This is a genomic window from Arthrobacter sp. PvP023 (assembly GCF_017832975.1).
Lineage (GTDB): Bacteria > Actinomycetota > Actinomycetes > Actinomycetales > Micrococcaceae > Arthrobacter.
Map to the genome: position 1 here is coordinate 2,594,957 of NZ_JAFIBI010000001.1, position 17,223 is coordinate 2,612,179.

The following is a 17,223-nucleotide window of genomic DNA, read 5'->3' on the forward strand; positions in this document are numbered from 1 at the left end:
CACAAGCCCCCTCCGAGCCTCGATTATTTGTTTCCCGAAAAGTCGTGCTAGAGTCTTTCTCGCTGCTTCGGAGAAATCCAAAACGCTGAAAGGCGGAAACGATCTCCGAATTACCACCTGCGCGGGTGGCGGAATGGCAGACGCGCTAGCTTGAGGTGCTAGTCCTCGAAAGGGGGTGGGGGTTCAAGTCCCCCTCCGCGCACAAGGGAAAACCCCAGGAATCCACGGATTCCTGGGGTTTTTTTCTTTCTCCTTACACGCGAAGGGGAATCAACGCATGGTGCAGCTGTGGCTTACAGCCAGCTGCTGTCACGCCACGACAACCCACTCATCCGTGTACTCGGAGAACCGCGGCTCATCAGGGCAGTCGATGGATGTCGAAATCACCGATCCTAAATTCATCTCGAACCGGACGCAGGCGCTGACGGTGCGCTGCTCTCCCCACCAGCCGCCGCTGGTTGTCAGGTGTTCGCGATAATAATGGTCGGTAAAGAAGTCTCCCTCGGGGTCCCAGCCGAAGGCGTAAGGATCGCCCACGCCTTCCAGCTTTGAGGCGACCAGCGCCCTGTTCCCGACGTCCGTGGCTGCCGTAAACTTCACAAACCAGTCTCTGCCCTCGGCGGCCTTTTCACGGATGGCACTCCTCCCCATCTCCTCGATGGACGGCCTGGCGCACGAGGCGATCAGCAGCACCAGCGCCATGGCAACAGCCAGTTTCAATACACGTGACATTTTTCCCCCAGGAATCGTGAGGCCCGGCCTCCCTCTTAGCCGGAGGATACCCGGCTCGTCACCAGCAGGTGCCCCACCTGGCAATCCAGCGCGTCGCAGATCGCCGTCAGGGTGGAAAACCGGATTGCCCGCGCCCGGTCGTTCTTGAGCACCGACAGGTTAACCAAGGACACGCCGACCTGTTTACTCAGCTCCGTCAGGGTCATCCCCCGCTCCTCGAGCAGCTCATCGAGGCGGCAGTGAATATCCGAAGCCTCGTCATCTGCCGGCATCAGACCAGTCCCTCGGTCTCCAGCTGGAGGCGGCGGCCGTACTGAAAGACCCCGGCAACGAGCACCATAACCAGGCCAAGCGTCAAGGGGGCAAGGTTGATCTCAGCTGAGAAAACGTAGGACGCCCCCGGGGTGCGCCCGTTTGCAGCGATCATCTCCGCCACCCGGTTCAATGCCCAGCCGTCGAGGATCTGCCCAAGAGTGCCCGCCACGGCGATGACTGCCCCGCATGCGCCCACCACCCCTACGGATTTTGCAGTGAAGAGGGTCGCGCTGCGAAGCCGGTGGGCCAGCACGAACACCAAGGCCAGGATGGCCAGGACGCCAATCTGGGTCAGCGCGCTTCCCCAGGCCAGGAGCTCGGCGGGCCCGACCGGGAGCTGGGGAACGGTGGCTTCCAGCGACGTGTACCGCCCAGTGGATTCCAGTTCCAGCCCGGAGACCGCCTGGTCCCTTGCAGCCACCGGCAACTCCAGTGTGACCGGCCCGGTGAAATACCCGATGATGCCGGCTACGGACAGGACGGTCGTGACGACCGCGCCGGCGGCCGACGCGATCATCACGAAGACTGCCTCCTTCTTGGAGACTATGGTCTTCCATCCGTGCCGCGGCCGGCTTTGATCTTGCGTTGCCTGCATTATTCCCCCAATGGCTTATCGGCTGCCGTTAATAACGATAATCGATAATCTTCCGTGTGCGGCCACTTTCGCCACGGAGCGGGTTAGAACTCGACGCCGCGCACGAGGTTAATGAGTTGGGTCTTCGTCTGCCCGGCCGAAGGCCCCGTCGGGGAGATCAGGACCTGCGCGTTGAATGTCGCGAGGTTCTGGCCCCTGACCACCATGACGGACAGGTTTGTGATCGGCACGTCACCGGCGGGACGGAGGGACTTCGGGCCGGCGGGTTCGGTGCTCATGGCGAAGGACGCCCTATCCCCGATGCCGTCGAGCGGCTCGCCGTGAATGCCGGGCCCGGCCAGGGCCGAAGCCGCGCCCTTCAGGACTTCGATCGAGAAGATGAGCGAGTCCGGGCCAGGGGTGCCCAGGTCGCCGAACGTGTACCGGCAACTGACCTCGCGAGGGAGGACCTGCGGCCGGGTCTTCGCCCCGAATGCCTCCTTGACCTGATCGGGACTGATCAGGGCACAGACCGCGTTGTTCGTCGTGGCCGGCGGACCCACGGGCGGAGCCGCAGGGACGCTAAGTGCGGTGCCGTTGCCCCAGCCGGCGTCCACTGCCGCCTGCGAGAGCGCACGGGCCATTGCATCGCCGTCGGGGACGTCGCCCCCGGCCGTGGGGGGTCCGGTCACGTAGGGCATCTCGAGGGTCTCGTTACCCCGTACTGCCGTCAGGACAACGTTCGCGGACGCGCCTCCGGCCTCCCCGCGGAAATAGCCCGTCCACTGCAGGCATGCAAAGTCGCCGATGCCTGTGACAGGTGAGCAGTCCGACGTCGACCTGGCCTTGGAGATGTCGGCGGCTGATGCGGGAGATATGAGGGCCACCGACAAGGCCGTCATACCCGTGGCGGACTTGCTCGAATAAGTGCACAGGTAGGCCTTGCTTCCCATCGGCCTGTCGGGGGTGTTTTGGCCAACCGGCACAAGCCCGGGTATTGCCTTCGCAGCAATCTCCGGGGTAATGAGTTCGCACGCCGGGCTGCGCGAGCCGGACAGTGGGCCCGACGACGGCCCGCTCCGGGCCCCGGGCTGACCGCACGCGGAGAGGAACAGGGCCAGCATGGCCACGAGCGTTACGCCGCTTCGCGTAGGCCGGGAGCGGGGACCAGGCATGGGGTTCCTTTCCGAGCCCGCCCGCCGCCGGGGCAACCACTCATGGCATCAGTGTGGTGCCATGAGGGCGCTGCGCCCCAGAGTCGAAAGTACCGGGCGGCGCATCCCCGGGATCACGCGCAGGCGGCCAGGATGCCTTGGATCGCGTCGTGTTCGGGCCGCGTGACCCACAGCTTGTACTTGGCCTTCACTGCGGTCATCCGGGCCGTGTATTCGCACCGGAAAGCCTTGTTAGGCGGGAGCCAAGTGGCCGCGTCCTTGTCACCTTTGGCTGAGTTTGCCGGACCGTCGGCCGCCATGAGGTTCAACGGATCGTTGGCAAGCTGCTTTCGCTGTTCTTCACTGATCTGCTGGGCGCCGGTCTGCCAAGCCAGCGACAGCGGAATGATGTGGTCTATCTGGACCGCCGAGCTGGTGTCGGCGCCGCGAACGAACCGGATCGTCTTGCCCGTGTACTTATCAGCCAGCGTCCCGGTGGCGACAACGCAGTCGTGCGTGCCGGGTTTAAACGTCTCTCCGGTCAGGTCGCGGGCAAGGATGTCGTTCCGTGTGTCGCAGCCATTGTTGTCCACGTCAGCCCAGGCAGGGCCGAACTGCTCACGGTTGTAGCCGGTTTTCGGCGCGCGCCCCTTAACAGGAATGGCGGCAAGCCGGGCTATGGCAGCTGAAATGTCCGCCGGGTTCCCGGCCGGCTTGTCTGAGCCAACGGACGGGACAGCTCTGCGGACGGCTTCAGCGACGGCAGTCCCGGCCGACTCCACGGCCCCGCAACCGGCAACACCCCCCAACAGAAGTACAGCGGTCACAAGGGTCAGTGCTTTGGAACTGCGGCGTGGAATCGTCTTGTCCTTCATTGATGCGGAAGTTGCAGCTCAGGCTACCGTCGTGGCATGCGCCGGCGCTGCAGGCCAAGCGATGGTGCCGGTCACAGCTGTCCAGGGACCCGGCGACACCGCCGCGCTGTGCCCACCCCGGCATGAGCCTACGGCGCGTCCTGCCCCGTGCGGGTGCCGTACAAGTAGGCGAGGTCGTTGAGGGTCTGCATCGTCAGCTCGCGCGCTCGGGCAAGAAGTGTCTTTCGATCCGGAACCTCGGGCGAGTCATCCCGGCCCGACCACGACGTCATTGCGAAATCCGGTTCCTTGCCGCCAAGCACCTTCAGGTACTCAAGCTGCAAACGGCTGCTGACGCCGTCGGCCTTTGACTGAACGTCAGTGACCGCCAGAAGCGCGAAGGCAACGTGTCGCCGCTCAGCCCACAGGCCCGCCCTCAGTGCGACCCGGAACAGTCCGTCAAGCGCCACGCCCGCCGGTGCTTTTGCCTTTCCGGCGTAAACCTCGGCGGCCAGGCCTGACCGTGAATCCGCCCACCGGTAACCGACGGGCACGATGCGCCCTTTCCGGGACCGGTAAGTGGCCGAGACGGTTAGCAGCGCCCGCCCGTCGGCCCCGGCTCTGTGGTCCAACGCAATGTCGCTTAGTTTCTCCTGCCGGCAGGCAGAAATGAACTCCTGCACGTCCTTGTCCCACAGCCGGTCCGTAACGCTGCTCTCCATGTCATGCCCCCCCGAAACAACGGTACCGGTCAACGGTGCACCGGCTCAGGAGACTCGCTGCTGCGGCCGTTCAAATGCCGGCCACACTCTAGGCCAAGGCCTAGGCTGACTATGTGAAGTTGTCCCGGGTCCCGCTTGAAGCCGCAGTTTCGGCCCCTGCCGAATGGTGGCAGATCGTTGCCGCGCTTGGCCCCCTGGCAGTCCTGGCCGGTGCCGTCCTGGCCGCGTTCATTGGCTGGCGGACACTGCGGCAAAAAGCCGTCGCGGATGCTCAGGCCCTGAGGCAAAGAACCCGGGCTGACGACCGCGCCGAGTGGTGGAAGCGCACACAGTGGGCGTTGGACAAGGCCTTGGAGGCAGATGAGGATGCAAAAGCCCTCGGCCTGGCGTCCCTTGCGGTCCTGGCCCGGAGCGACCTTGCCCGTGAAGAGGAACTTGAGCTCCTGGACATCGCGTGGCAATCGGTGACAGAGGCCAACGGCGGCGAGGGAACGTGGGACGAGGGCGTCGAAGCCGTGGACTCCGGGGAACCAATCGGCGACAATGGAACCACGAGCACCGACCGAATGGAGGAGGGAAGGCCATGAGCACCAGCACGCCGGAGCAGAAGAAATCCCGGACACCCCGCCACGTCTCCACGTCCCGCGGCCGGCAGCTGACCCCTTCCGAGCACAGGGTCCAGGTTGCCGCAGCAAAGCTCCGTGTGGCGCTCGACGAACGATTGGGCCGCCCCACTCCGGCTGAGACCAAGGCACTCTCCAAAGAAGACCTCTAGGCTAAAGCCCGGAAACCCGGGGAACGGCAAACCACAGGCAAGGCAAAGGCCCCGCACATGCGGGGCCTTTGCCTACCTTGGCCCAGGTTCGCCTAGACCTTCTCGGGAGTGCGGTCAACCACCGGTTCTGAGCCTGTGAACTTCCGTTCCCGGCGCGGGAAAGCCCAGAACTTGAAGTCCTTGGCCTCCACCCGCGGTTCGGGCTGTTTTTCCGGTTCCCGCAACTCGTCTTTCCGAATATCCCTCCGGAATTCCTTGTTATACGGATAGCACATCACTGACCTCCTCATAGTGAATGCCCTTTAATCCTCCTCTCAATTTGCCCGCAGGTCGATCATTTTTGTGCTGGAAAGTGAGAGGTGTCGTTCGGCCCAAGACATCGGCGGGGGTTGCATCATAGATTGAACAACTACACGTGCGCTTGAGGGCGGGCAGAGACCCTCACGCAACCGTGGGATGAGGAAAGGGCAGGCAGCACTTCCAGTTCGGATGAGAGGCAACGTACATGGCGAAGACAACGGGTGTGGCAGCACGGCTGGCCGAAGCGCTGGCCATCGTCCTCGGTACGGAAGGGATCCCGCTAAGGTTGCGCGCCTGGGATGGCTCGGAGGCCGGCCCGGACGACGCCCCCGTGATGGAATTCCGTTCCCGGCGGGCCTTGCGCCGCATGCTTTGGTCGCCCGGGCAGCTCGGCCTCAGCCGGGCCTATGTCGCCGGGGACATTGACGCGCCGGGCGACATTTTCGCCAGCTTCGCCGCGCTGAGCTCGGCGGGAAAGTTCGCTGAGCCCGGGCCCTTTCCCCCTTTGACCGCAAAGGAAATGTGGACCCTGACCAGCACCGCGATCCGGGTCGGCGCGATCGGCCCGAATCCTGCTCCGCCGCCGGAAGAATCCAAGGTGCATCGACAGGGCCGGCGCCATTCGAAGAGCCGCGACGCGGCAGCCATCTCGCACCACTACGACGTGGGCAACGATTTCTACGCCCTGGTTCTTGGCCCGTCGATGGTCTACTCATGCGCTGTGTGGAACGACAAAACTGACAAAGATGCTGACCAGGCCCACAGCCTCGAAGCCGCCCAGGAAACCAAAATCGACCTGGTCTGCCGCAAACTGGGGTTGCAGCCCGGCATGCGTGTACTGGACGTCGGCTGCGGCTGGGGCAGCTTCGCGCTGCACGCTGCCCAGCGCTTCGGCGTCGACGTCGTCGGCGTAACGCTTTCCAACGAGCAGGCAGGGCTGGCCTGCAAGCGCGTGGCCGACGCCGGCCTGACGGATCGCGTGGACATCCGGGTCCAGGACTACCGCGACGTGGACGACGGGCCGTTCGATGCGATCAGCTCGATCGGCATGTCCGAACACGTCGGCCGCGAGCAGATCTCCAGTTACGTCTCCCGGCTCCACGACCTTCTGCGGCCCGGCGGCAGGCTGCTTAACCACGCCATCTCGTGGAACGCGGGCCCAACGAGCCCGGACCCGGATTCGTTCATACCCCGTTACGTCTTCCCCGACGGCGAAATGCTCAGCCTCGCGGACATGATCGGTGCGCTTGAGTCCGGCGGATTCGAAGTGCTCGACGTCGAGGCGTTGCGGCGACACTACGCCCTGACCCTCCGCGCCTGGGTGCGTAACCTGGAGGAGCACTGGGATGAGGCCGTGCGCGCCAGCAGCCCCGGGCGGGCACGTGTGTGGAGGCTTTACATGGCCGCCAGTGCGCTGGGCTTCGAGAACGGCTTGACCGGCGTCAACCAAGTGCTCGTACAGCGTCCTGGCGGGACCGAGCCCCCGCTGCGGCGGAACGCATGGATGTGATGATCCTGCCTCTGCTGAAGACGGACCGCCGGAAGTGCCTGACCAATGACTGAACAGATAGGCATTATTGGGGGCGGCATCGTCGGAATCGCGATTGCACGCGCCCTCAGCAGCCGCGGGCTGGCGGACGTCACAGTCCTGGAAAAGGAGCAGCGGGTTGCCGCGCACCAAACGGGGCATAACTCCGGCGTGGTGCACGCAGGCCTCTACTACGCCCCGGGATCACTAAAAGCCATGCTGTGCCAACGCGGCCGGGTGCTTACCCGGGACTACTGCCGGGAGAGGAACCTGCCGTACCGGGAACTGGGCAAGCTCGTCGTTGCCGTTACGGAGGATGAGCTTCCGGCCCTTGCAGACATCGAAAGCCGTTCGCTCGCAAACAGCGTGCCCGGGCTGCGCCGCCTCGGTGCCGATGCGATGCGCGACGTCGAACCCCACGTCGCCGGCGTAGCAGCACTCCACTCGCCGCATACCGCCGTCGTCGACTTTGCTGCCATCACGGAGTCCATGGCCGAGGATATCCGTTCTGCCGGCGGGCGGATCATGCTGGGCCACGAAGCCGTCTCGGTCACGACCGAACGCGGCAAGGTGCGTGTCACCACCAGCCACGCCGAATTCACCTTCGATCGACTGATCGCCTGCGCCCAAAATCCTGCCCTTCCGCGGAGAGTACTGGGACCTGTCAGCCGCGAAACAACACTTGGTCAGGGGCATGATTTACCCGGTGCCTGATCCCCGCTTCCCCTTCCTGGGCGTCCACTTCACCCGCGGCGTCTACGACACCATCAATGTGGGCCCAAACGCCGTGCCTGCCCTGGCCCGGGAGGGCTATCGCTGGAGCAATGTGTCCTTCAAGGACACTGCTGCGTCGATCATGTGGCCCGGCGCCCTGGCGCTGGCGCGGAAACACTGGCGGATGGGCGCGCAGGAGATCGCCGCCTCCCTGATCAAGCCGCTGTATTTCCGGCAGGCACGCAGGTTCATCCCCGAACTTCACATGGACGACCTGACGGCGAAGACTGCCGCCGGCGTCCGCGCGCAAGCATGGTCACTGGACGGGAGCCTCCTCGACGACTTCGCGATCGAGGAGATGGGACCGGTGACCCTCCTGCGGAACGCACCCTCCCCGGCAGCGACCTCCGCGATGGCGATCGCGGACCATGTGCTGGAGCATCATGTCTTCCCCCGCAGATGACGTCCTGAAGGGACCTGCGTGGTTGATGGACAATGACGCCGGGTCCCGTTAGATTGACGCCGGGGCAGGTTTCCCGGCCCTGAGGTGCCGGGGAAAATTGCAGCCGTCCGGCTGCGTTGAGTACTGCCCCGCCCGGGGGAACCAATGACAAACAACACCGAGGCCAACGTCTGCGTGGGCCACCTTCGCGAGGGAGTATCGCGCATCACGCTGCGGCCCGGCGCCCGGGTCACGGAAGAGGACGGAATCCGCACCCGGGAACAGCTGCTGGCCTTGACCGGGGGCGCCCGCGGCGGGGTGCTGCTGGACATCACAGGTGTGGGCTCAGTCAGCCGGGAAGCGATCAGTGTCTACAGCGCTGCAGCCACTGTCAGTGCCTTCGCCATCCTGGGCAGTACCCCAGTGGACCGCGTCATCGCCCATGGACTACTCGGGCTGCCGTTGCCGGCCTGCCCGAGTGAATACTTCACGGACGAGGACGAAGCACTGAAGTGGCTTCAAACCATCAACGGATGACCTGTCCCGTCAGAGAACCGGCGGGTCTGTCCTGCCATTGCCCTGAGAGAATGGGCGCATGACAGCCATCTTCCTGGTGTGGAACCCGGACCGCTGGAACGACTGGAACTACGCGTCCGTCGTCGAGCAGGTCAGTGACGCGGGCCAAGCTCACGGCGAGTGGCAATTTAGCCGCTCGGCCGGCGTTCCCGCCAACGGGGACGCGTGGCTGCTGCTTAAGGGAAAGCACGGGCCCGGCCTGCTCGGGCACGGCGTGGTGATCCGCGCGCAGTCCTGGGCTGCGTCGTCTGCCGCAGCCGCCGGAGGGACGCCCTCCCCTTCCGTGATGGTCACATTCGACTCGCTCCTGCCCCTGGGCGACCAGATCGGGCAGGAAATTCTGAGTGGCGCCCTTCCGGAGCTGCGCTGGAACAGGGTGCGCAACGGGCAGGCCCTTGAGCCGTCCGCGCAGGCCCGCATCCGTGACCTCTGGCGCCTGGAAGGACCGCCGCCACTCCCCGGGTCCACGTTACCGGTGCCGGGGACCTACCCCGCGTGGGCCGTCAGCAAGGTCGAGGTGAACCGGTACGAACGAAATCCGGAGGCCAGACGTGCCTGCATCGCGCAGTACGGAACGAGTTGTGCGGCCTGCGGCTTTTCCTTCGAAATCGCCTATGGAGACGCCGGCATCGACTTTATCGACGTGCACCACACCGCGCCGGTTTCGCTCCTGGACAGCAGCTACCGGCTGGATGCGGTGACGGATCTGGTGCCCCTGTGTCCAAACTGTCACGCCATGGCGCACCTCGGCGTGACTACCCCGCGAACGCTCCCGGAACTGCGCCGGATGCTGGCCGGCGCAGGCTTTATGCAGGGTCGGCCGGTGAGCCCTGGGGAACTTGAGTCGCACCAGGAGGCACTGCGGATCCTCGGTCCCGCGGAAACTCGTCCCGGGCCGGATACCGGGTCATAACCCCGGGCCCGATGACCAACACCCGCCTGGCCGGACGTGGAAATCCGCGGGAGAAGCACTTAACCGGACGGCTTCAACGCATCCCGGACCACCCCGACCAACGAATTGAACCGGGCGTTATCCGGCAGGTCGTCAATCAGTACCGGCCCCTCGGGCCCCGCGAGCGGAATTCGCCAATTCGGGTGCTCCGCGTCCGTTCCGGGCTGGTTCTGCGTGCGCGTCTCCCCGACGGCGTCCACGAGGGCAACACCCAACAGGGCGGACGGCGTCAGGGCGGTGAAGGCGTACAGTGCCTCGACCGTGCGCTGAACGTCCGCCGACGAATCCTCTAGCAGCCCCCGTTCGCGGACCAGGGCCAGCACGGCCTCCTGCTCCGCTGCCGCCTCCGCCCGTTCCTCTTCGACCGGGCGCAGGAGCAGGCCCAGCGATTCGCGAAGCGTGACATGCTCCCCCGCGAGATAACCAGCCGTCGGGGGCAGGTCATGAGTGTTGACGCTGGTCAGACACTGCTGGCGATATTCTTCGGGCGGCAGCGGGCCCGCTTCATTGTGTTCGAACCACAGGATGGATGTGCCGAGGATGCCCCGCTCCGTGAGGTAGTCACGGACCCAGGGTTCGAACACGCCAAGGTCCTCGCCGACGACAGTCGCACCGGCCCGCTGGGCCTCAAGGGCCAGGATGCCGATGAGGGCCTCATGGTCGTAGTACACGTATGTGCCCTGGTCCGGGCCGGCGCCCTCCGGAATCCACCACAGGCGGAAAAGGCCCAGTATGTGGTCAACGCGGATGCCGCCCGCGTGTCGGAGTACTGTCCTGAGCATGTCCCGGTACGGCTTGTAGCCTGCCGCCGCCAACTGTCCGGGGTGCCATGGCGGCTGGGTCCAGTTCTGTCCCTGCTGGTTGAAGACGTCCGGCGGGGCGCCGACAGTGACGCCCTGGGCGAGTACGCCGCGAAGCATCCAGGCATCGGCCCCGGCTGTCTTAACGCCCACTGCCAGATCATGGACGATACCGATGGCCATTCCGCATTCCTTAGCTGTTCGCTGGGCGGTGGCCAGCTGCTCATCGCAGATCCACTGCATCCAGCGGTAGAACTCCAGCCGCTCCGCATGCGCTTCCCTTATGGTGTCGCAGTACGGGGTGTCCGGTGACGAAGCCTCGCCGGACCATTCGGGCGCCGTCGGTGGAAGCCGCTCCGCGAGCGTGCACCAGAGGGCGAAGTCGTCCAGTCCCTCGCCTTCCGCCTCGCAGAAGTTGTCGAACATGCGGACCCTGCCGGGGCTGCGACGCACTTTGAAGATGAGCTCAAGCGCCCGGAGTTTGGCTTGATAGCTGGCGTTTCTGTCCAGGAGGCCGTCCGCCGTGTTGGCGGCGTGCAGCAGGTCCGCGTTGTCTTCGATGCCGGCCCTGGACGCCGGGTCCAGATATGCATACTCGGGCACGTCCTCAACGCGGATGTAGAGCGGGTTGAAGAAACGGCGGGTGGTGGGCAGATACGGTGAATCTTCGATGGGTGGACGGGGCTCCCCGGCGTGCAGGGGGTTCACGAGGACGAAACCCGCACCGTCCTTTCCTGCAATCGCGGCCAGGTCTACGAGGTCGGAGAAATCCCCGATGCCCCATGAACGGGACGAGCGGACTGAATACAGCTGGGCCGTGAGGCCCCAGTGGCGCTCGGACTCCAGACGTCGGCTGGTCCCCAGACGCTCCGGTGTAACGATCAGCGCACATTCCCCTACTTCCCCGGCAGCGTCGGCGTAGAGCGTATGCCAGCCCAGGGGCAAATCGCCGCCAAGGGCGAAAGCCGCCCGGCCTGTGAGGACTCCGTTCACCTCCTGCGGATCTTCCCAGTTGTCGCGCTGCTCGGCGTCCACGCGGTTGCCGTCCTCCGTCACTGCCCACACACTGACCGGCGTCCCGTGCGGGACATGGACGGCAACGTGGATTTCCCGGCCCTCCCTGGAAACGACCGACGGCGGCAGCAGCCTCCGCCACGGCGCCAGTTCCGCATCGCGAAGGGCGTTTTGGAGCTCCTCCGGTGTCCCGGTCCGGTCCCCCAGCGCGGCCAGCACGCTGTGCAGCGTGCCGGCCGCGACGGGATGTTCCATGCCGTCCCAGCCGCGGAAAGACGTGCTTACGCCGCGGACTGCCGCCAGCTTGCGGAGCAGCTCGTCTGTTGTTCCTGTGTGGTCCTGTTCCGTTCCATCCGCCATGGCCCTACTCTATGGGGTCACCGGGCTACGGCACCGGCAGCAGCCGCACCCGTTTTCTTCCCAACCCTCGTCAGGCGTGGTGGCCATGTGCGCTTCCCCCCGGATGTGTGTGCCCGTCGCCCACCAGTTCGTGCAGCCCGGACACGGCTTCGGCCAGCGACAGCCCGGGCGACGCCGCCACAAACGGCATGAGAAGCCGGTTCTCTTTGTCCAGCTGCAGGGCAAAGATGCGTTGAATGGCGCCGGCGGCTACAGCGGCGGCCACGCCCCGCGCGCCACGAAGCTCCTCCACCAGGGCGACGATCACCTGGTGCTCTGCCAGCATGCCCTCAACCAGGAGCCTACCCTCGGCTGAATTCCGCGGCCCGCTGTACAAGGGGCCTTCTTCGGCGAGCGCATGGGGCACCAGTTCGTTCTCGCACCATTCCAGCAGCACTTCGTGTGCGTCATGCTCCGCGGAGGCGTCATGCTTCTCCACGGAACCCGTCACCGCATCTGCGAGCGCCGTGAGGCGTCTGAGCATGTTCGCGTGATGACGTTCCACCGCTTCCATGGCTTCGGCCTCCGCGGCGGGGTTCTTCTTCGACACATGGTTCATGGTGCCTCCCTTGCTCTTTGCGCGCCCGCTGTCCGGCGGGCGGCCCCACACCGGGCATGGACTGGCTAAACGCACTTTCACTCTACGGCCGCCCGGGCCGGCGGCAACGGGTCTTTGGGCCCTGCCACTCTTTAGGCTCGGCTCCTGTGGCGGGCTAGCCTTGGAAACTATGGTCGACGTCGAGAGGTTCAGGATCCTGCTGGAATCGGAGCGCGCCCGGAAAGCGCTATTGCTGCCGGCCCTTCGCGAGGACATCACCTCCGCGAACGCCGCTCGCCAAAACTCTAATGTTGACGATGAACATGATCCCGAAGGTTCGACTATCGCTTTTGAGCTCTCACAGGCTGCCGCGTTGCTGCAGCAGAGCAGTGCCACCCTGGTGCAGGTCGAGGCGGCTCTGGCCCGGATCGCGGACGGCAGTTACGGATACTGTGAAATCTGCCGCGAGCCCATTGCCGAAGGCAGGCTGGAAGCCCGCCCCTGGACGCCGTATTGCATCAATCACGCACGTGGCAAGACCGGGACAAAGCCATGACAGATGTTGCAGGCTCGCTGTGGCAAAGGATTGTTTCGGGATTCTCGCAGTCGCCGGCCCCTGAGGTGACGGCGACCGAACTGCTGATAGTCATCGTGCTCGCAACAGCACTGTCCCTCCCCCGGGCTTCCTGGCGCTATTTCGGGCTGCTGGCCACCGTCACCCACGAGCTGGGGCATGCATTTGCTGCCCTCATGACCGGACAGCGCCTTGGCGGCATCAGGCTGAGCCTGGACCATTCCGGGACCACCACCACGTACAGCAGGGGCCGCTTCCCGGCAGTCTGGTCCACGTTCTGGGGCTACCCCGTGCCGGGCGTTGTAGGAGCCGCCATGGTGTGGTCCGGATTCACCGGCTGGGGACCGGCTGCCATGTCCGTCGGCACGCTGATCCTGCTGGGCTCGTTCCTCTTCATCCGCAACGCCATGGGGTTGCTCATCACCTTTGCAGCGGTCCTGGGCTGCTCACTCCTTGTTCTCTTCGTCCCGCCCCGGTTCACCGGCCACGTGGTCATTGCACTGGGCCTCGCGCTGCTGGTCGCTGCCGTACGTGATCTGGCGAAGCTCTCGAATGTCCACTTGCGGCGTCGGGACAGGCTGTCCACATCGGACGCACATCTCCTCTACCGGGCCACCTCGGTGCCCGCCGTCATCTGGATCCTCCTCTTCGCGGCCGTCGTTTGCGGTTCCTGGTGGGTGGCCTGGCAGCCCATGGCACACGTGCTGGCACCGGGCGGCAGCCAATAGGGTGTATCCATGACTTCCGATTCCCGCCCCGCCGCCGACCATTCCTCCGATCCAGGGTTCAGCACCAGGGGGTCCTACGTGACCGGAGGTGAGGAATTCACCCGGGACACCAACTACATCGAGGACCGGATCACGAGAGACGGCGAGCCGGGCCGCAATGGGGAACCCGGCTGGCCGGCGGAGGCGGGACGTTACCGCCTCATCGCCGCCCGCGCCTGCCCCTGGGCCAACAGGACTGTCATCGTCCGCAGACTGCTGGGTCTTGAGGATGCCATATCCCTTGGGCAGCCCGGGCCCACCCATGACGCCCGGTCCTGGACCTTCGACCTGGACCCGGGCGGTGTTGACCCGGTCCTCGGCATCGAACGGATCCGGGACGCATATTTCCGGAGGTTCCCCGGCTATCCCCGGGGAATCACCGTACCTTTGATCGTCGACATACGGTCAGGCGGCGTGGTCACCAACAATTTCCCGCAGATCACGCTGGACTTCTCGACGGAGTGGACGGCGTTCCACCGGCCCGGTGCTCCTGAGCTCTATCCTGCCCACCTCCGGGAGGAGATCAACGAAGTAAACAAAAGGGTGTTTACCGAAGTGAACAACGGTGTCTACCGCTGCGGTTTCGCCGGTTCACAGGACGCCTACAACGCTGCGTACACCCGCCTCTGGACCGCCCTGGACTGGCTTGAGGAGCGCCTCACCGGCCAGCGGTACCTCGTGGGAGACACCATTACGGAAGCCGACGTGCGGCTGTTCACCACGCTGGTCCGGTTCGACGCCGTCTACCACGGCCATTTCAAGTGCAACCGGCAAAAATTGAGCGAGATGCCCGCGCTGTGGGCCTATGCCCGGGATCTTTTCCAGACGCCCGGCTTCGGCGACACCATCGATTTCGTGCAGATCAAGCAGCACTACTACATCGTCCACGAGGACATCAACCCCACCGGGATCGTTCCGCAGGGGCCGGACCTCTCCGGTTGGCTGACCGCGCACGGCCGTGAGTCACTGGGGGGCCGCCCCTTCGGAGACGGCACCGCACCCGGTCCCGTCCGCAGCGGCGAGGAAGTTACCGCGGGACACGGCGCAGGCTGATCGCCGCCGTCAACCGCACGCCGTTAGTCTTGTCCCATGCCACTTTCGTCCGGTTTTACCGTGCCCGAATTCCAAGCGGTCAGGGACCTGTTTGATTCGTTCCTCAGGAACGACGCGCAGTACAGCGCCCAGGTCTCCGTCTACCGTTCGGGCACGAAGGTGGTGGACCTTAGCGGAGGCCCGCACTTGGCAAAGGATTCGATCACGGGCGCCTACTCCTGCTCCAAAGGCGTGGCTGCCTTCGTCATCGCCCTCCTGGTCCAGGACGGATTGCTGAACCTTGACCGTACCGTGGCTCACTACTGGCCGGAGTTCGCCGCCAACGGAAAAGGGGAGATCACCGTACGGCAGGCGCTCTCCCACCGCGCAGGGCTGCTGGGTGTGGAAGGCGGCCTGGCACTCAGTGAATTTACGACGGCGGACGCAGCGCGGAAGCTCGCCGCCACGGCACCGCTGTGGCGGCCCGGAGCCACGTTCGGGTACCACGCCCTCACCATCGGCATCATCATGGAGGAACTCTGCCGCCGCGTCTCCGGTAACGCCCTGCAGGACTTGTACGGTTCCCGCATCCGGCGGCCGTTCGGCATCGATTTCTTCCTGGGGCTGCCCGAGGACCAGGAGTCCCGCTACCGGGACGTGCTGTACGCCGTCGATGCCGGCCAGCCGTGGCTGGACCCGCTGGGACTCGAGGGGCTCAACGGTAACGCTGCGGTGAGCACAGTCATGGAACTTCCCAACCACCGTGTCATTCGCAAGCACGGCATGAGCAGCGCCGGAGGTGTGGGATCAGCAGAAGGCCTCGCCCGGCTGTATGCCGCAGCCACTACTGGCGTTGACGGCGGTCCGGCGTTCCTGTCACCGGAAACCATCCGGACCATGTCCGAAGAGCAGGTATGGGGACTGGACCGCACCTCCGGACTCGACAACGCCTTCGCGGTGGTCTTCATGAAGCCGCACCCCAGCCGGAACTTTGGCAGCCATCGGGCGTTCGGCCACGAGGGTGCCAATGCCGCGTTGGGCTTCGCGGACCCCGGCTACGACCTCGCTTTCGGCTACATTCCGGGGACGCAGGAGGAAGGCAGAACCCCCGGCCGCGCCCACCGGCTGGCACACGCGGCTCGGCAGGCTGCAGCTTCCAGCGCGCAGGCATTGCCGGCCGGCGTTACCCGTGAGTAGGTTTGTCCATTTGTAGCATGTGGCATGCACCTTTATGGTGGGGCCAAATGGCAAATACAAAACAGCAGGACGAGGCCGCCCCGTCGCGGGTAGGAAAGATACGGCAGTCCGTGACGGACAGCGTGGCCGTAGCAGTTGCGGGTCCCCGCCTGCAGTTGGCCGCCAAGGCAGGACTCGCCGCAGGCCTGGCCTTTCTTATTGCACCCCTGATGCCGGGTGTCGCAGCCCAGTATCCCTACTACGCCCCGCTCGGTGCCCTCGTGGCGATGTACGAGAACGTGTCGGGCTCCATGAAGCAAGGCGTGCAGACGCTTGTGGGGCTCGGGATCGGCATTGGCCTGGCCTTCCTGCTGGTGAGCGTCACCGACCCTTCGCCGGTGACGGTGGCGATCGTCATGGGGTTGGGTGTCCTGCTCGCAGGGCTGCCGCGGCTTGGAGCCGGGCGTGACTGGATTCCGACGGCGGCGCTCCTGGTCCTCCTGGTGGGTGGCAACAACCCGGACGACTTCTCCTTCGGCTACCTCCTGCAGATGGGCGTAGGAGTCGTGGTGGGAATCACCGTCAACATGCTGGTTTTCCCGCCCCTGCATTTCAAGGCCGCCGCCCTCAGCCTCGCCGAACTCCGGTGGGCGCTCGCCAAGCAACTCTCGGACATGGGCGAGGCGATGAGGGAAACCTGGCCGCCCGAGCACGAGGACTGGGCCGTGCGATCGGAAGAGCTCGCGAAATCGGCCCGTGCCGTCCGGGCCGCCGTCCAGAAAGCCGACGCGAGCAGGCAGGTCAATCCGCGGCGCCGGCTCCACCCGCACGATCTGGACCGGGACTTCAAGGACCTCAGGGGCCTCGAGAGGGTGACTTTCCATATCCAGGACATGACAGAAGTGCTGGCAGATGTCATTTGGGACAAGGACGTTCCCTTCGTCATTCCGCTTCCCTACAGCGAGCCGCTGGCTGATGCGTTGGCCGCGGTCAGCGAGGTCCTCAGGTCCATGGAAGACGAGCACCCTGACCGGCAAAACGAACTGATCGCGGCCGCAACTGCTGCCGTGGACGCCTTGGCTGACCGGATGGCGTCCGATGACGTCAACCCGGATGCTCCGAGCGCCGCTGAATCAATCGTGCTGAACCTGCACCGCATTCTCAGGGTGGTCACGGCCGGTCAGTCCTGACCCGAGCCCGACCCGGACCGGAAGAAGCCACGACGCCGGAGCACCCCGGGAGGTAACCTCCGGCGTCGTGATTTCCGTTACTTTGCTTGGCGCGG

At 65.2% G+C, this 17,223-nt stretch carries 21 protein-coding genes and 1 tRNA gene; 13 read left to right on the forward strand and 9 right to left on the reverse strand.

Features of this window, described 5'->3' with window-relative positions:
• Window positions 1-119: 119 nt before the first annotated feature.
• Window positions 120-202: transfer RNA gene (locus tag JOE31_RS11990), tRNA-Leu, on the forward strand.
• Window positions 203-309: 107 nt separating this feature from the next.
• Here JOE31_RS11990 and JOE31_RS11995 read toward each other — a convergent pair.
• The 6 genes from JOE31_RS11995 to JOE31_RS12020 all read right to left on the reverse strand — a co-directional run bounded on the left by JOE31_RS11995 (window position 310) and on the right by JOE31_RS12020 (window position 4,351).
• Complete coding sequence (locus JOE31_RS11995) at window positions 310-732, reverse strand: hypothetical protein (RefSeq protein ID WP_209744659.1); 423 nt, start codon at window positions 730-732, stop codon at window positions 310-312.
• 35 nt (window positions 733-767) lie between these two features.
• A complete protein-coding gene (locus tag JOE31_RS12000) occupies window positions 768-1,004 on the reverse strand; it encodes a helix-turn-helix domain-containing protein (protein ID WP_374100838.1) in 237 nt (78 codons plus the stop codon).
• A complete protein-coding gene (locus JOE31_RS12005) occupies window positions 1,004-1,564 on the reverse strand; it encodes a DUF2975 domain-containing protein (RefSeq protein WP_245199639.1) in 561 nt (186 codons plus the stop codon). The genes JOE31_RS12000 and JOE31_RS12005 overlap by 1 nt, the downstream gene beginning before the upstream one ends.
• Before the next feature lie 161 nt (window positions 1,565-1,725).
• Window positions 1,726-2,796 carry a hypothetical protein gene (locus JOE31_RS12010; RefSeq protein WP_209744666.1) on the reverse strand — a complete coding sequence of 357 codons (1,071 nt, stop codon included), beginning with the start codon at window positions 2,794-2,796 and terminating at the stop codon, window positions 1,726-1,728.
• Window positions 2,797-2,909: 113 nt separating this feature from the next.
• Complete coding sequence (locus JOE31_RS12015) at window positions 2,910-3,650, reverse strand: HNH endonuclease family protein (RefSeq protein WP_209744669.1); 741 nt, start codon at window positions 3,648-3,650, stop codon at window positions 2,910-2,912.
• 128 nt (window positions 3,651-3,778) lie between these two features.
• A complete protein-coding gene (locus tag JOE31_RS12020; RefSeq protein ID WP_209744672.1) occupies window positions 3,779-4,351 on the reverse strand; it encodes a hypothetical protein in 573 nt (190 codons plus the stop codon).
• Between the two features lie 113 nt (window positions 4,352-4,464).
• Here JOE31_RS12020 and JOE31_RS12025 point away from each other — a divergent pair, with 113 nt between their 5' ends.
• Window positions 4,465-4,938, forward strand: a complete 474-nt coding sequence (locus tag JOE31_RS12025) for a hypothetical protein (RefSeq protein ID WP_209744674.1) — start codon at window positions 4,465-4,467, stop codon at window positions 4,936-4,938.
• Window positions 4,935-5,126, forward strand: coding sequence for a hypothetical protein (locus tag JOE31_RS12030; protein ID WP_209744677.1), 192 nt, complete (start codon window positions 4,935-4,937; stop codon window positions 5,124-5,126). The genes JOE31_RS12025 and JOE31_RS12030 overlap by 4 nt, the downstream gene beginning before the upstream one ends.
• A 92-nt stretch (window positions 5,127-5,218) precedes the next feature.
• Here JOE31_RS12030 and JOE31_RS12035 read toward each other — a convergent pair whose 3' ends face one another.
• Window positions 5,219-5,401 carry a hypothetical protein gene (locus tag JOE31_RS12035; RefSeq protein ID WP_209744679.1) on the reverse strand — a complete coding sequence of 61 codons (183 nt, stop codon included), beginning with the start codon at window positions 5,399-5,401 and terminating at the stop codon, window positions 5,219-5,221.
• A gap of 230 nt (window positions 5,402-5,631) precedes the next feature.
• On the opposite strand from JOE31_RS12035, the gene JOE31_RS12040 reads away from it, so the two are divergent.
• From JOE31_RS12040 to JOE31_RS12055, 5 genes are all read left to right on the forward strand, one after another.
• The gene (locus JOE31_RS12040; RefSeq protein WP_209744682.1) at window positions 5,632-6,936 is read left to right on the forward strand and encodes a cyclopropane-fatty-acyl-phospholipid synthase family protein; all 1,305 of its coding nucleotides are present in this window, start codon (window positions 5,632-5,634) and stop codon (window positions 6,934-6,936) included.
• A gap of 45 nt (window positions 6,937-6,981) precedes the next feature.
• Window positions 6,982-7,668: an FAD-dependent oxidoreductase gene (locus tag JOE31_RS21930; protein WP_354298637.1), complete on the forward strand. Its 687-nt coding sequence runs from the start codon at window positions 6,982-6,984 to the stop codon at window positions 7,666-7,668.
• Window positions 7,661-8,131 carry a hypothetical protein gene (locus tag JOE31_RS21935; RefSeq protein ID WP_354298636.1) on the forward strand — a complete coding sequence of 157 codons (471 nt, stop codon included), beginning with the start codon at window positions 7,661-7,663 and terminating at the stop codon, window positions 8,129-8,131. Before JOE31_RS21930 ends, JOE31_RS21935 begins: the two co-directional genes overlap by 8 nt.
• Window positions 8,132-8,275: 144 nt before the next feature.
• The gene (locus JOE31_RS12050; RefSeq protein ID WP_209744684.1) at window positions 8,276-8,647 is read left to right on the forward strand and encodes an STAS/SEC14 domain-containing protein; all 372 of its coding nucleotides are present in this window, start codon (window positions 8,276-8,278) and stop codon (window positions 8,645-8,647) included.
• A gap of 58 nt (window positions 8,648-8,705) precedes the next feature.
• Window positions 8,706-9,599 (forward strand): HNH endonuclease, encoded by an 894-nt coding sequence (locus JOE31_RS12055; protein WP_209744688.1) that lies wholly within the window; start codon window positions 8,706-8,708, stop codon window positions 9,597-9,599.
• A gap of 59 nt (window positions 9,600-9,658) precedes the next feature.
• Here the strand turns inward: JOE31_RS12055 and malQ are convergent, their stop codons facing one another.
• Window positions 9,659-11,812 carry a 4-alpha-glucanotransferase gene (malQ, locus tag JOE31_RS12060; RefSeq protein WP_209744690.1) on the reverse strand — a complete coding sequence of 718 codons (2,154 nt, stop codon included), beginning with the start codon at window positions 11,810-11,812 and terminating at the stop codon, window positions 9,659-9,661.
• A 70-nt stretch (window positions 11,813-11,882) separates the two neighbouring features.
• Entirely contained in the window at window positions 11,883-12,410 is a 528-nt protein-coding gene (locus JOE31_RS12065; protein WP_209744693.1) for a hemerythrin domain-containing protein, read from the reverse strand.
• Between the two features lie 169 nt (window positions 12,411-12,579).
• Here JOE31_RS12065 and JOE31_RS12070 point away from each other — a divergent pair, with 169 nt between their 5' ends.
• Genes JOE31_RS12070 through JOE31_RS12090 form a run of 5 tightly spaced genes read left to right on the forward strand, consistent with a single transcriptional unit; the run spans window position 12,580 to window position 17,128 of the window.
• Complete coding sequence (locus JOE31_RS12070) at window positions 12,580-12,945, forward strand: TraR/DksA family transcriptional regulator (protein WP_209744696.1); 366 nt, start codon at window positions 12,580-12,582, stop codon at window positions 12,943-12,945.
• Window positions 12,942-13,691, forward strand: coding sequence for a M50 family metallopeptidase (locus JOE31_RS12075; protein ID WP_209744698.1), 750 nt, complete (start codon window positions 12,942-12,944; stop codon window positions 13,689-13,691). The genes JOE31_RS12070 and JOE31_RS12075 overlap by 4 nt, the downstream gene beginning before the upstream one ends.
• A gap of 9 nt (window positions 13,692-13,700) precedes the next feature.
• Window positions 13,701-14,783: a glutathione S-transferase family protein gene (locus JOE31_RS12080; RefSeq protein WP_209744701.1), complete on the forward strand. Its 1,083-nt coding sequence runs from the start codon at window positions 13,701-13,703 to the stop codon at window positions 14,781-14,783.
• Between the two features lie 36 nt (window positions 14,784-14,819).
• Entirely contained in the window at window positions 14,820-15,959 is a 1,140-nt protein-coding gene (locus JOE31_RS12085) for a serine hydrolase domain-containing protein (RefSeq protein WP_209744704.1), read from the forward strand.
• 47 nt (window positions 15,960-16,006) lie between these two features.
• Window positions 16,007-17,128: an FUSC family protein gene (locus tag JOE31_RS12090; RefSeq protein ID WP_245199153.1), complete on the forward strand. Its 1,122-nt coding sequence runs from the start codon at window positions 16,007-16,009 to the stop codon at window positions 17,126-17,128.
• Window positions 17,129-17,223 lie beyond the last annotated feature (95 nt).

Excerpts from the sequence above, each read along its gene's own strand:
- JOE31_RS11995 (WP_209744659.1), bottom strand. The coding sequence starts at position 732 with ATGTCACGTGTATTGAAACTGGCTGTTGCCATGGCGCTGGTGCTGCTG.
- JOE31_RS12000 (WP_374100838.1), bottom strand. The coding sequence starts at position 1,004 with ATGCCGGCAGATGACGAGGCTTCGGATATTCACTGCCGCCTCGATGAG.
- JOE31_RS12005 (WP_245199639.1), bottom strand. The coding sequence starts at position 1,564 with ATGATCGCGTCGGCCGCCGGCGCGGTCGTCACGACCGTCCTGTCCGTA.
- JOE31_RS12010 (WP_209744666.1), bottom strand. The coding sequence starts at position 2,796 with ATGCCTGGTCCCCGCTCCCGGCCTACGCGAAGCGGCGTAACGCTCGTG.
- JOE31_RS12015 (WP_209744669.1), bottom strand. The coding sequence starts at position 3,650 with ATGAAGGACAAGACGATTCCACGCCGCAGTTCCAAAGCACTGACCCTT.
- JOE31_RS12020 (WP_209744672.1), bottom strand. The coding sequence starts at position 4,351 with ATGGAGAGCAGCGTTACGGACCGGCTGTGGGACAAGGACGTGCAGGAG.
- JOE31_RS12030 (WP_209744677.1), top strand. The coding sequence starts at position 4,935 with ATGAGCACCAGCACGCCGGAGCAGAAGAAATCCCGGACACCCCGCCAC.
- JOE31_RS12035 (WP_209744679.1), bottom strand. The coding sequence starts at position 5,401 with ATGTGCTATCCGTATAACAAGGAATTCCGGAGGGATATTCGGAAAGAC.
- JOE31_RS12040 (WP_209744682.1), top strand. The coding sequence starts at position 5,632 with ATGGCGAAGACAACGGGTGTGGCAGCACGGCTGGCCGAAGCGCTGGCC.
- JOE31_RS21930 (WP_354298637.1), top strand. The coding sequence starts at position 6,982 with ATGACTGAACAGATAGGCATTATTGGGGGCGGCATCGTCGGAATCGCG.
- JOE31_RS12050 (WP_209744684.1), top strand. The coding sequence starts at position 8,276 with ATGACAAACAACACCGAGGCCAACGTCTGCGTGGGCCACCTTCGCGAG.
- JOE31_RS12055 (WP_209744688.1), top strand. The coding sequence starts at position 8,706 with ATGACAGCCATCTTCCTGGTGTGGAACCCGGACCGCTGGAACGACTGG.
- malQ (WP_209744690.1), bottom strand. The coding sequence starts at position 11,812 with ATGGCGGATGGAACGGAACAGGACCACACAGGAACAACAGACGAGCTG.
- JOE31_RS12065 (WP_209744693.1), bottom strand. The coding sequence starts at position 12,410 with ATGAACCATGTGTCGAAGAAGAACCCCGCCGCGGAGGCCGAAGCCATG.
- JOE31_RS12070 (WP_209744696.1), top strand. The coding sequence starts at position 12,580 with ATGGTCGACGTCGAGAGGTTCAGGATCCTGCTGGAATCGGAGCGCGCC.
- JOE31_RS12075 (WP_209744698.1), top strand. The coding sequence starts at position 12,942 with ATGACAGATGTTGCAGGCTCGCTGTGGCAAAGGATTGTTTCGGGATTC.
- JOE31_RS12080 (WP_209744701.1), top strand. The coding sequence starts at position 13,701 with ATGACTTCCGATTCCCGCCCCGCCGCCGACCATTCCTCCGATCCAGGG.
- JOE31_RS12085 (WP_209744704.1), top strand. The coding sequence starts at position 14,820 with ATGCCACTTTCGTCCGGTTTTACCGTGCCCGAATTCCAAGCGGTCAGG.
- JOE31_RS12090 (WP_245199153.1), top strand. The coding sequence starts at position 16,007 with ATGGCAAATACAAAACAGCAGGACGAGGCCGCCCCGTCGCGGGTAGGA.